Annotated in this window: 12 protein-coding genes; 8 read left to right on the top strand and 4 right to left on the bottom strand. The window is 40.3% G+C overall.

Translation table 11 applies throughout. From position 1 onward, the window contains the following. Window positions 1-31: 31 nt before the first annotated feature. Genes AAEY57_RS09490 through AAEY57_RS09480 form a run of 3 tightly spaced genes read right to left on the bottom strand, consistent with a single transcriptional unit; the run spans window position 32 to window position 2,988 of the window. A complete protein-coding gene (locus tag AAEY57_RS09490; protein ID WP_036957019.1) occupies window positions 32-1,582 on the bottom strand; it encodes a PH domain-containing protein in 1,551 nt (516 codons plus the stop codon). Next, window positions 1,572-2,117 carry a PH domain-containing protein gene (locus tag AAEY57_RS09485; RefSeq protein WP_016899017.1) on the bottom strand — a complete coding sequence of 182 codons (546 nt, stop codon included), beginning with the start codon at window positions 2,115-2,117 and terminating at the stop codon, window positions 1,572-1,574. Before AAEY57_RS09485 ends, AAEY57_RS09490 begins: the two co-directional genes overlap by 11 nt. A gap of 16 nt (window positions 2,118-2,133) precedes the next feature. After that, entirely contained in the window at window positions 2,134-2,988 is an 855-nt protein-coding gene (locus AAEY57_RS09480; protein ID WP_036957016.1) for a D-hexose-6-phosphate mutarotase, read from the bottom strand. A 415-nt stretch (window positions 2,989-3,403) separates the two neighbouring features. Here AAEY57_RS09480 and AAEY57_RS09475 point away from each other — a divergent pair, with 415 nt between their 5' ends. The 8 genes from AAEY57_RS09475 to AAEY57_RS09440 all read left to right on the top strand — a co-directional run bounded on the left by AAEY57_RS09475 (window position 3,404) and on the right by AAEY57_RS09440 (window position 11,834). After that, window positions 3,404-3,886: a MarR family winged helix-turn-helix transcriptional regulator gene (locus tag AAEY57_RS09475; protein ID WP_016899014.1), complete on the top strand. Its 483-nt coding sequence runs from the start codon at window positions 3,404-3,406 to the stop codon at window positions 3,884-3,886. 111 nt (window positions 3,887-3,997) lie between these two features. Then, window positions 3,998-5,284 carry a porin gene (locus AAEY57_RS09470; protein ID WP_036957014.1) on the top strand — a complete coding sequence of 429 codons (1,287 nt, stop codon included), beginning with the start codon at window positions 3,998-4,000 and terminating at the stop codon, window positions 5,282-5,284. 142 nt (window positions 5,285-5,426) lie between these two features. Beyond that, on the top strand, window positions 5,427-5,822 hold the full coding sequence (locus AAEY57_RS09465; protein WP_033103568.1) for a YbaN family protein: 396 nt from the start codon (window positions 5,427-5,429) through the stop codon (window positions 5,820-5,822). Window positions 5,823-5,904: 82 nt separating this feature from the next. After that, window positions 5,905-6,537, top strand: a complete 633-nt coding sequence (locus tag AAEY57_RS09460; protein ID WP_036957109.1) for a PepSY-associated TM helix domain-containing protein — start codon at window positions 5,905-5,907, stop codon at window positions 6,535-6,537. Further along, entirely contained in the window at window positions 6,537-7,046 is a 510-nt protein-coding gene (locus AAEY57_RS09455) for a DUF2271 domain-containing protein (RefSeq protein ID WP_016899010.1), read from the top strand. Before AAEY57_RS09460 ends, AAEY57_RS09455 begins: the two co-directional genes overlap by 1 nt. A 34-nt stretch (window positions 7,047-7,080) precedes the next feature. Next, the gene (locus tag AAEY57_RS09450) at window positions 7,081-7,926 is read left to right on the top strand and encodes a DUF4198 domain-containing protein (RefSeq protein WP_028834718.1); all 846 of its coding nucleotides are present in this window, start codon (window positions 7,081-7,083) and stop codon (window positions 7,924-7,926) included. 275 nt (window positions 7,927-8,201) lie between these two features. Further along, window positions 8,202-10,736, top strand: coding sequence for a TonB-dependent receptor plug domain-containing protein (locus tag AAEY57_RS09445; RefSeq protein WP_036957011.1), 2,535 nt, complete (start codon window positions 8,202-8,204; stop codon window positions 10,734-10,736). Between the two features lie 207 nt (window positions 10,737-10,943). Further along, window positions 10,944-11,834 carry a DUF4097 family beta strand repeat-containing protein gene (locus tag AAEY57_RS09440; protein ID WP_036957008.1) on the top strand — a complete coding sequence of 297 codons (891 nt, stop codon included), beginning with the start codon at window positions 10,944-10,946 and terminating at the stop codon, window positions 11,832-11,834. 38 nt (window positions 11,835-11,872) lie between these two features. Here AAEY57_RS09440 and AAEY57_RS09435 read toward each other — a convergent pair whose 3' ends face one another. Then, a complete protein-coding gene (locus AAEY57_RS09435; protein ID WP_016899006.1) occupies window positions 11,873-12,397 on the bottom strand; it encodes a hypothetical protein in 525 nt (174 codons plus the stop codon). Between the last annotated feature and the right edge of the window lie 198 nt (window positions 12,398-12,595).

Raw genomic sequence — 12,595 nt, 5'->3', positions numbered from 1 at the left:
ATTATTTAATCTGAGTTTTGAACAAAGGAAGTTACATCCAACTGCGAGGGTCTGACTCAGCCTGCATAAGTGTAAAATCTATAATGAAGTCAGCATCTTGCTGTTTTAAATATGGGACGTACGCACCGCCTGCAGCAAGTTGTATATACAGGCTTTTTAAGCCAGAACGACGCATAAAAAAGGTGCTCACACTGCGAGCGCTTTGTGCTTTGTACAGCTCAAATACCCGGTAATGCACACCAATCATACCTTTGCGTACCACCAAATAAAAACGCCCATCTTGTTGATGAAGGTAATACCCATAACGTTTATAAGATAAAAACACTAACGCGGCTAATACCAAGAATAATGCTAATGCAATTAATATATTAAGTTGCATAAAGCTAATAAAAAAACCAGAAGCAACGCTCGGTAGCAAAGCATAAAACACCGTGTTTTTATATAACAACGCCCTTTCTACCGCATTGAATGCCAGCTTTTTACTGTCAAACCACGGATAAATCCACTGACACACATTATCAACTTGCTCCTGCGTGAGCACAGGCAGCACTAAGGTTTGTTTATTCTTTTTCGCCATGCTTGCAGCACCGCCGCTACTGGCTTGCAAACACTCCACAGTAAAGCGTTTTAATAGCCTAGCAACTAGGTTTTGCTTAATAACGATTGACTGTACTTTGTCTAAACTAATTGATAGTTGATGACGCTCTAACAGCCCTGCAATACGTTTGAATTTATTATTTTTAAAGTAAAGCTGATAGTTATAAAAACGAATGAGCGACATAGTTACCGATAAAAGTACCGCTATAAATATCAAAATAATGATCAGAGTAATTATTGCAAACACAGCTGCATTAGCCATCAAACCGAGCTCTTGTTGATAATAACTCTCTATTTTTGTTATAAATTGCTGCTCTAAAAAGTCGATGGCCACATTCATAAAAGGGGCAATTGCCGCAAGTGCCAAAATAGCCATATTCGACATTAAACCAAACTTAGCTATTTCTTTATTTGAGATGAGTAAGCTATTTTCGCTCAGCTCTTCAATATGAGATTGCGCTGAATCAGCCACCTCAGCTGATGGTTGCTGCTGCGCTTTATAGTCAAACACTCGTTTACGCATTTGTTGCGCGTAATCTTTAGTTACCCCTGGCAAAACAGCCTCTTGAGCCACACTGCCTGCCGCATCAAAAATACAATTAACTAACCCTATGGGGGTGAAGTAAAATGGCTCCGCTATATTTACGTTTTGCACTCGAGAAAATTTTAAGGTAAGTCGCTCTTTTTTAAATACGCCTTTATTAAGTAAAATTTCATGCTCGTCAGTAATACAAAAACGAAAACTACGGTAATACAAAAAACAATAGGCAAGCAATGAGGTCAAAGCAACCGCGAGCCCAACCTGCCCCCAAAAGAGTTTATTTTCTACTTGGGTAACAAATACCACCAACACGGGCAGTAAATTAAATAAGCCGTCTTTTATGAAGCGCACACTAAAATGCATCACAAAATAAGCCAGCGCCCAGGGCGACACTTTTTGCCAATTAAGTGAAGGTGACGTTATTTGCGCAGCATCAACACTCAATGGCAGCTACCTCGCTTGCGGTTTCATCGTGGCGATAGCTTTGTACAAACTGACGAATATTTTTGCATTTTTCGTGGGTCAGGCCGCTAATTTGTAAATCGGCACTCATACCGCCGGCGCTATAAAGTCTTAAACTGGCTAAACCAAGCTTTCGCTCTATGGGCCCACGGTGTATTTCAATATGCTGCACACGCGCTAACGGTAAAATTGTCACCTGCTGCCAAATAATGCCTTTTTTAAAAGCAATATCGTGGGTACGCAACGCGCTGCCCTGTAATTTTATGCTGAACACGCTATATAACATACACAGTAAAATTAATAGCGGAACAGCAACCAATAAGTAACCTTGCGCCATAGCAGCAAAGTCTGTATTAAAATAGCAAACAGCCGCTAGTACTAAGCAAAAAGGAATGAAAAATAACAACCAATTCAATTGTGCATGCAACAATGCTTTGTCCGCAAGCGGCTCAAACACTATGCTTTTATGTTGCGGTAGGTCGGTTATTTGTTGATTAGTAAACACACTTTGCTCCATTACGCTTATGGTAGGCTTAGCCAAGCCACTTAATTGTTGTTACTAGGGTATGACTTTGTTTTGGCTCAAGCGTAACCGCATCTTCAAGTACATTCGCAGCCTCTAGGCATAACATGCTTTTATAATCATCATCGGCAAAATTTGATAGTCGCTTTGATTTTTCAATCCATGGATTCCATAACACGCACGAGCGTGAGTTTTCTCTGCTAACGCTGATCATCCCTTGAGGAGTTTCAATGGTTTGCACAGCCGCGGCTTGGGTATAAACCATATCGGTTTCACGGGTAAAACCAACCACATCACTTTGCTGATAAGGCCCTTGGCCAAATTCTATGTATTGCGCTCCTTGCAGCCCTGTTACGCGAGTATTATTAATATCATCAGTTGGAAAGTAAGTATGCAGCGCCTGTGTATAACTAAATGGGGTGTTACCTAAATTACAGGTGGTTAAACGCACCTCTAACTTCTCAGATAAAATAAACTCAACCCTTAAAGAAGATTGATGAGGCCAAAAGGTAGAATCTATCTGCTTCATTGGTAATTTAAGACTAACAGTAATCTCGTTCTCGGTTTCATGCACTTCATCGGCTTGCCATACGTGCGTGCGCGCAAAACCATGTGCTGGAAAGTCTTTATTTTCATGTTGACCAAACCAAGGCCAGCAAATAGGAATACCGCCACGAATGCCCTTCCCTTCGCTAAAGGTTTCATCCCCAGACACCCACAATAGTGGCAATTTACCTTTGGGTGTAAACTCAGTTATTTGCCCACCTTGTAAAAATATCTTCGCCTTACATTGGCGACTATTAATACTAATAAATTCCAAACCGCTATGTGTACGCTCAATACATACTGAGGGTGATAATTGCATTTTATTTCCTTTAACACTGAGACTAATTTTTTAGTACTTAACCTGAGTTCAGGTTACTGTACACAAACAATAATGCATGCTTAAAGCATAAGCTACATAGAATAGTTATTTAAATTGAGTTAGTTACTATATTGTTATGCCACATCAACGGCTCAATTACGACTAAAGTTTTAAACCTGTGGCTTGCGTATCGCTTTTAACTTACGTAAGGTGCGCAGCCTTAGCAAACAGAGTGTTATTAACTTTTAATAAAATAAAGATAATAAATACCATTTTAATTACTGCTCAAATTAATAAAAACCATTAAAAACTAATAATAGCGGCGTTAAATGATATATATCATTTGAATTCAATTTATTTGATGTGTAACATTTCGTGATTACGGCAACTGATTCGCCTTTCATGAGACAAACAAATGCAAAAATATGACGAGTTACTAGTTTCTTTACGCAAGGTGATCCGTGCGATTGACTTACATTCAAAACAACTTAATAAAACAGCGGGTTTAACTGGACCACAACTGCTTATTATGCAAGAAGTGTCTCAAACTGATGGTATTACCGCCAGTCGTATTGCGCAAAACGTCAATTTAAGTCCGGCAACGGTCACAAATATTCTTGACCGAATAGAAAGCAAGAATTTGGTAACACGCGTTCGTAGTCAAATGGACAAACGCCGGGTCAGCTTATACCTTACTGAACAAGGTAAAGAATTACTCGAAAAAGCGCCTCAGCCCTTGCAAGAACACTTTATCGAAAAATTTTCAGCGCTTGCTGAATGGGAACAGAGCCTACTGCTTTCATCAATGCAACGTATTGCCGCAATGATGGATGCAGATAAGCTAGATGCCTCTCCTCTTTTAGAAGTAGGCGCACTGTTTCAAACTTCTAAAGAATAAAACGCAGTATAAAAACAATAAACTAAATTAGTCTGCCATTTTCTCCTTTTTCCACACTAAGAGGCGCATCGTTGCGCCTTTAATTTTTTAATCACAATCAAAACGGCTATTATGACTAAACTCTCAAAACTAACACTCGCATTAATTTTAAGTGGTGTTGCTAGCAATTCTTATGCATCAAACCTTCAACCTCTCCAAAGCCAATTAACGCAGTTAAAGCAACAAGTAGATAAACTTGAAAGCAAACTCGCTGAAAAAAAGTCTCAACAAGTAGAACAAGTTAGTAAACAGTTGCAAGCTACTTCTACAGATACTGCACAGCAAGAAAAGCAATCATCTGGAATAAAGGTAGGAGGTGCTATTCGCGCTAACTACGGTATAAACTCTTACGATGAAGACAATGAAGATCGCGGTGGTGACTTTGATTTTGATATTTTCCGGTTAAATGTCTCTGGCGAAATTAATGATATTTCAGTCAATGGTGAAATACGCTTTTACGATTATATGACTGTCGTAAAGTACGCTTACTTAGGGTACGAATTTATTGATGGCTGGGAAGCTCAGGCAGGCATAACAGCCGTGCCGTTTGGTAACGGTCCTTATAATTCCCACAGCTACTTTTTTAGCACTAACTACTATGTTGGCCTAGAAGATGATTTTGATTTAGGTGTGGTTGCTAAGCGCAAACTTAAAGACAACTGGACACTTGATTTAGGCTTTTTCAAAAATGATGAACTGGGTGGAGTTGATGGCTCAGCATCAGACAAAAATCATCGTTACTCTTATGATATTGTTGGTAGTCGTCCTGCAGATGAAGGCATCTATGCTGAACCAGCAAAGCAGCTTGGTGAATACAACACCTTTGCTGGTCGCGCTACTTATCAGCTTGAGCATAGTAAAAATATCACCACTGACATCGGGGTATCGTTACTCAGTGGCGGACTTCACGACGGTGAAGACCGCGCTGGTAATTACAGTGCTTGGGCTGTTCACTTAAACAGCAACATTAATAACTGGAATATTCAATTGCAACACGGTGAATATGACTACGACTTAGACGATGGTAATAACCGCTTTGCGGTGGGTGCTTTTGACTATTATGACAGTGTATCGAGCCAAGCCACAATGACCAACTTTAATATTGCCTATGACTACGCACTAGAATGGGGCCCAGTTACCAACCTGCAGTTTTATAACGACTATGGGATCATCTACAACAAGTCAGATAATAGCGCCAATACTTGGATGAATGTAACCGGTATGAGCATTACTGCTGGCGGATTCTTTAGTTATGTTGATTTCGTACAAGCCCGCAATCAACCCTTTATTGGCGGTACCATTATTGGTGATGGCGATACCGAGCGCCGTTTTAATATTAATTTAGGCTATTACTTTTAATAGGTAGTGCAATCAGGAAATTCTTTTCCTTTGCTAACCCTAAATGGCTTAGTTAATAACATGCAACTAAGCCATTTTCTCTTCATTTTACCTTTTAATTAGCTTACCCTTTTACCATTTAATTAATTAAAAAAGAGCTAAAGTGAGCATAAAAAACGTTTTTATTTATTATAAAAATTTCGGCTTTAAATTGCTGGGGCTACTGTGTGTATTACTCGGCATTATTGGTGTTGCCCTACCTGTTATGCCAACCACGCCGTTTTTAATTTTAGCCTTAGCCTGTTTTGCTCGCTCATCCGCGGCGCTTGAGTCTTGGCTATTAAACCACCCTCGCTTTGGCACAACATTACAACATTGGCGCGCCCATCAAGTGGTTCCTGTAAAGGCAAAGTATGCTGCAGGTATAGGTATGCTAATAGGCTTTATATTTTTATTATACAACAGCCCTCCAGCTTGGATTATTGCCCTAGTGGCGGTTGTTGAAGTGCTGGTTATGGCTTACTTAATTTCTAAGCCCTCAGCTCCTCCTAAAAAATAAAGTGTAAAGTTTGGTAAATAAATTTGTAACAGCTAATGCAAATCATTATCATCCGTATAAATTAAATAACCCAGCTCCTTTTATGCCCTTTGTTAATAAACGCACTTTATATAGTATAAGTCGTACCCTACATATCTATATTTCCACCGCTTTGTTTTTTTTACTTATTCTATTTTGTGTAAGCGGTATAGTGCTAAACCATGTTGACTGGTTAAAAAACGATAAAAACAATGGCCAAATTACGGTCCAAATCCCCCAAGATCTGCTTACTCAAGCAAATACACAATTAAATAGCCTGCCTGCTATTTATCCCAAAATAGAAGCTTATTTAGCCAAACACTATGGGCTTAATAAAGTGAAAAGCATTGAATGGGAAAAGCAAGATTCACTGGTTATGCTCGACTACCCATTACCAGCAGGCTATGCCTATGCAGAGTTTGATTTTATCAGTGGCGAAATGTTGCTCGATTATCAAACCGGTGGTTTTTTAAGTGTTATCAGCGATTTACACAAAGGTCGTCACTCAGGAGAAGTATGGAGCTGGGTTATTGATATATCAGCGGTGCTGATGATTCTATTTGCCATCACCGGCATGATTATTTTATTTCAAAACAGAAAAAAACGCTTAGCAGGAATATGGATAACCGTATTAGGAATCGCAACACCATTGGTTATTTATTTATGCTGGGTTCCACAAATTAAAGGAGTGTTTTAATGTTCAAGTTTAAATCTTTAATTAGCACCGTATTGCTGTTAATTGCCGTGTGTTTTCACACTTCGGTGGCAGCGCAATCACCCCAATTAGAAATCGAATTAACTTTACCTGAGTTAGATGTGCAGCCCTATCATCGACCTTATGTTGCTGTTTGGCTCGAAACACCAGAGCGTAAACATGTCACAACTTTAGCGCTTTGGGTACAAAAAGCGGAATGGTTTAAAGACCTACGCCAATGGTGGCGTAAAGCAGGTAAAAGTGATGCAAACTTCGATGGGGTTAGTAGCGCAACCAAACGCGCAGGCACTTATACCATTAATTGGGACGGAAACGATCTTAATGGCAAATCAGTTATCGCAGGAAAATACCTGTTAAATGTTGAAGTTGTTCGTGAAGAAGGCGGGCGTGATTACAGCCGTATTGAGCTTGATTTAACCCAATCAGGAAAAATAACCATTGATGGCAAAAACGAATTTTCAACCAGCTTTGTCACTGTATCCGCTAGGTAGTCCCTACTTATCATTCAAATTTAAAGGAAAAATAATGAACGTTAATTTATTAAAAACAGCACTCATTGGCGTAATGAGTTTATCAGCGCTGGTATCAACAGCTGCAAGTGCACATGGCCGCTGGTTACTACCTTCGCATACTTCGCTATCAGGGGATAAAGCCCATTATGTAATGATTGATGCGAGTATTTCTAACGAAATTTTTGCACCTGATAAAGCATTTCGTCCAAGCACAAAAGGCGCAGAGTACGACGATACTCTGCTTATGGCACTTGCCCCAAATGGCGAGCAAGTTACCGATACCATTCGTGCCTACTACCTACAACGCAAAAGCTCTGCTGCAGTAAAACTTCAGCAACAAGGCACCTATCATATTGCGATGACGCAAAAACCTATGTACATGACCTTCTATAAAAATGCAGCAGGTGAGCGAAGCCGTGTATTCGCCAAAAAAGCAGATGCCAATCTACCTAAAGACGCCAGCGACATCACTACAATTAAAACCATCTCTACTGTTGATACCTTTGTTAGTCATAATGGTACCTCTAAACCAGCACAATTAGGTCAAGGCTTAGAGCTTAGCGGCCCAACGCATCCAAACGATTTATTTGTTGGCGAGCAAGCGCGCTTTCAGCTAATAAGCGATGGAAAGCCGGTTGGCGAAGGCATTGAAGTAAGCATTTTAAAAGGCGATACACGCTACCGTAACGAACGTGGCGAAATAAAAGTAACGACCGACAAAAACGGCATGTTTAGCACAACGTGGAAAGAGCCAGGCCTATACCTAATCGAAACCTCTCAAAAAGTGACAGTAAACGAAAAAGGTGTAGACGCCAGCCGCTATGTATTATTTACCACCCTTGAAGTAGCACCTGAATAACTTTTTAATTCCCTACAGGCCACATTAATCGCTTGGCCTGTAGCTTCTTTATAATTTAAACCCTTTAGCAAAGCTTTAAACCAAGTTAGTCATTTTCGCTGCCTAAATAAGCATAATCCTATATTTTAGCCTCCTTGTCTGTTCCTGTTTCAATCTATTATTCCGATCACTTATTTTTATGAAAATAGTTGAATAACTTAGTCAATTTAGATCTTTGCGATGCACTAGCCGCTTATATATGATGCGCCCTTTTCAAAATCTTCAAGGCACGCTTAATGACTTTTCAGCATTTATCAGCTAATAAAAAATTAGCACTTAGCTTGGCTATTTCCACCGCACTTAGCGCCTCTTTTTCAGCTGCTAATGCGGCTGAGCAAACTAATCAAGTCGAAGAAAATATCGAAGTAATTTCAGTAACAGGCACGCGTCGCAGTTTGCGTAGTATTGCGCAAAGTACTGTGCCTGTAGATATTATTAGCAGTGACGATATGGCAAGTACGGGGCAACTTGAAATTAGCCAAGTGCTCGCTAACCAAGTCCCGAGCTTTAACTACCCAAGTGCCACACTCTCTGATGGCACCGATCATGCTCGCCCAGCGGTTTTAAGAGGCCTTGCACCCGATCACACCTTAGTCCTTATTAACGGTAAGCGTCGCCACTCTGGTGCGTTATTAAACTTAGGGGGTACGGTTGGTCGCGGCTCTACCGCGGTTGATTTAAACATGATCCCAACCTCTGCAATTAAGCGTGTTGAAGTACTGCGCGATGGGGCTGCAGCACAATATGGCTCTGACGCCATTGCGGGAGTAATCAATATTGTTTTAAAAGATGCCACCGAAGGCGGCAGTGTTAGTGTAACTTATGGCCAATACGACAGCCAAATGGCCGGTGTACCGCAACTAAATAGCACTTATGCGGATGATAACGGCAACCTTGCATTTAATTTAGGCGACGATCGTCACGTTAACGACGGTAATACCCGCACAATTAGCACAAACTCAGGTTTTTCATTAACAGACAATGGTTTTGTAAATGTATCAATTGAATACCGTGATAACGACTCAACTCAACGCTCCGGTTTTGATCCACGCGAACAATACAACCGTCTAGATGATGGCAGCCTAGACCCACGCGAATTTACAATTGATCGCTACAATCACCGTTTTGGTAAAGCAGCGTTGGAAGACTACGCTTTGTTTTACAATATGGGATACGATTTAGAGAATGGCTTTAATGTTTATTCGTTTGGTAGCTATTCAGAGCGTGAAGGTAACTCGGGCGGATTTTACCGTCGTGCAAAAGACAGCCGCAATGTTTTAGAGCTATACCCTAATGGCTTTTTGCCACAAATTGCTACCGACGTAAAAGATTACTCGCTGGCACTTGGTTTACAAGGCGATAGTGGCGACTGGACTTGGGATGTAAGTACCAACTACGGCCGAAATGACTTTGGTTTAGGGGTTGTAAATAGCCTCAATACTTCGTTAGGTACTAACAGCCAAACTGAGTTTGATAACGGCGCCATGGTTTACGATCAATTTTTAGTTAATTTTGATGCTAATACCAGCGTTGATTTTGGTCTACCCGATGATGTGTTTTTCACTATTGGTGCTGAGTATCGCCGTGAAAGCTATAAAATAGAGCAAGGCGAAGAAGCCTCTTATATTACTGCGCTTGATAACAACGGCAACCCAATTGCTGCTGGCGGTGCGCAAGTGCTTCCTGGGTTTGGGCCGCAAAGCGCAACCAATGAAAGTCGTCATAATGTTGCTGTATTTGCTGAATTTGATACTTACTTTACTGATAAATGGAATGTTGTTTTAGCCAGTCGCTATGAAGATTACAGCGATTTTGGTAACACATTTACTTCAAAATTAGCCACGCGTTACAGTATTAACGACAACCTATCGTTACGTGGTGCGGCAAGTACTGGCTTTCGTGCGCCGTCACTTGCACAAAGCTCGTACCGTCAAATATCGACTATTCTCGAAAATAACCAGCCTTTTGAAGTTGGTCTATTCCCAAGCTCTGCTCCTGCAGCTCAAGCGTTAGGTGCAAAACAGCTCGATGCAGAAGACTCGGTTAATGTTACCGCTGGATTTGTTTACACTCAAGGTGGCTTTAGCTTAACAGTTGATGCGTACCGCATTGATATTGATGACCGGATTGTACTCTCTGAAAACTTAAGCGGTAACGCTGTGCAGCAAATTCTAGCGAATGCTGGCGAACTAAATACCGAAAGTGTTCGTTACTTTACCAACGCTATCAATTCGCGCACGCAAGGTGTTGATATTGTGGCAACGTACACACTTGATTTAAATACATTGGGTGATGTGCGCTTAAATGCGGCGGCAAACATTAACGATACCGAAGTGACTCATGTAGATGCAAACCCGAGCGAGCTAAATTCTTTAGGCGATGACTACGTGGTATTTGCCCGTCGTGAAGTAGGCCGTTTTGAGCAAGGCACACCCGATAACAAACTAAACCTATCGGCTGTTTGGAGCTTTAACCAATGGCAAACAACCTTGCGTGCAACTCGCTATGGGGAAGTGGCAGATATTTCAACCACCAGCGAGGGTGATGAATATTTAGATGCTAAATGGATTGCCGATTTAGAAGTCGCTTATCGTCCTAACGAAGCGTGGAAATTTGCAGTGGGTGCAAATAACTTGTTCGATCAGTACCCTCAAGCAACGGTAGATAATATTGGCTACTCTAACTTTGGCCAAATATTTCCGTACACGCCTTACACACCCTACAGTTTAGATGGGCGCTTTTTATACGGTAACATTACTTACAATTTTTAAGTAAAACGCCCATTAACAATAGAGTAATTACAAAAGGATGCAGTGTGCATCCTTTTTATTAATATTTAGTATTTTTAACCATATTTTGGCATTTTAACTTTTTAACTACTGCTGCCATTTCATATAAAACAACAACTTACATTTCGGCCTCAATTTTGCTCTATACTTTGTATATTAACTAAAATAATCAATATCAAAGGACTAAACATGAGCGCATCAACTCTATTCAACTTCACTAAGCCCGTTTCACTAATTAGCGGCATTTTATTACTCAGCGGTTGTGTATTTCACATATCGCCCAGTGTCGCATCAGTTAAACAAACCCAGCAGCTTTCACTACCAAGCAATAACCTTGAGTACCTAGCGATATTAAGTGGTGCCGGTTCGCTCGATATTCAGGGCTCTAATACTGCAACCAATATTAGCGTTGATGCCATCATTTACACCGCCGACATTGACGATGAATACGAACTCACCCTTGAGAAAAGCGGTACACAAGCAAAACTTGTTGCACAAAATAAAAGTAATAATGGGATTAGCTTTTACAGCGGGCAATCACCAAGTATCAATTTAGTTGTTACCGTACCTAACACCCTAAATTTAGATATTAACGACGGCTCAGGCGATATTGTTATTAACGAGATGCAAAGCAATATTGATGTAAAAGATGGTTCTGGCAGCTTATCTATCAATAGTGCTAAAAACCTAAATATTGATGATGGCTCGGGCAGTATTTACGTAAAAAATGTGGTCGGCGACTTAGTATTAAATGACGGCTCAGGCAGCATTGATATTGATAATGTCAGTGGTAATGTCGCTATTGAAGATGGCTCGGGCGAAATGCAAGTGACTAACGTAACAGGCGTATTAAATGTTGAAGATGGCTCGGGCGGCATAACTATTAAACATATTAAAGGCGCAGTCACCGTAGACGATAACTCAGGAGATATGTTGATTGAACATATTGGCTCAAGCGTGACGATTGAAGATGGCTCTGGCGATATTCGCGTTAATTACGCTAAAGGGCTAACAATTACAGAAGCAGGCTCTGGCGATGTTAGTATCGATAATATCTCTGGTTCAGTAAAGCTAGACTAATAATCTAATCTTACTTTTAAATCATATAAAACGGTCAATTAATTGACCGTTTTTGGTTTTGTATAATCAATGGTGTGGTCACAACTGCCATCGTTTTCACAATCATTTATTCCATCGCCATCGCTATCCCAGCTTGGGTGCATAGTTTTTACAGGCACGGCTACACCTGCATGTTTAATGATGGTTAACTTATAATCACTTGTTTCACCACGTCTCGCTGCATTACGCATTAAATAAACTCGCACAATATAATCTCCATCTGTGCTGAGTTGATATTTAGCTTCATGCCCTTCTATTGAGCCAATAAATACGGCTTCATTACTGTCTAAGGGCAAAATATTAAAGTAGTTACTTAAATTTGAAGGAGTCAGAGTCACATTCAGGATATCACCTGCTTTTGCACTAACTAAATAGTCATTAAATTCATCACCAGTAATTTGCTGTTCAAGCTCAGCTCGCTGTGGTTCAAACTCAACCTTGTACTGTTGAGCTTGCACCGTTTGTGTAAATACCGCAGCAAACACAGTGGTCAGCATAATTTTTAAAAGCAGCTTAATACTCATTTTAGTTCCTATAAAAAACATATTATTAAATTTAATGGTACACAATAAAGTAATACCAATTCGCTTAATTAAGTGAGCTATTTTGAGGGAAGGCAATCGTGTCGATAGCAAGGTAAAACTTTGTTATTTAGTTGTTCTAAAAGAGAAGTTTTTAACGCAACTAACATCTGGTTTACCCGTTCAAAATGATTAAATAGT

Source organism: Pseudoalteromonas sp. MER144-MNA-CIBAN-0113, from assembly GCF_040308965.1.
GTDB classification, from domain to species: domain Bacteria; phylum Pseudomonadota; class Gammaproteobacteria; order Enterobacterales; family Alteromonadaceae; genus Pseudoalteromonas; species Pseudoalteromonas tetraodonis.
The sequence above is the reverse complement of the archived record's forward strand: the minus strand, read 5'-3'. Positions and strand labels throughout refer to the sequence as shown.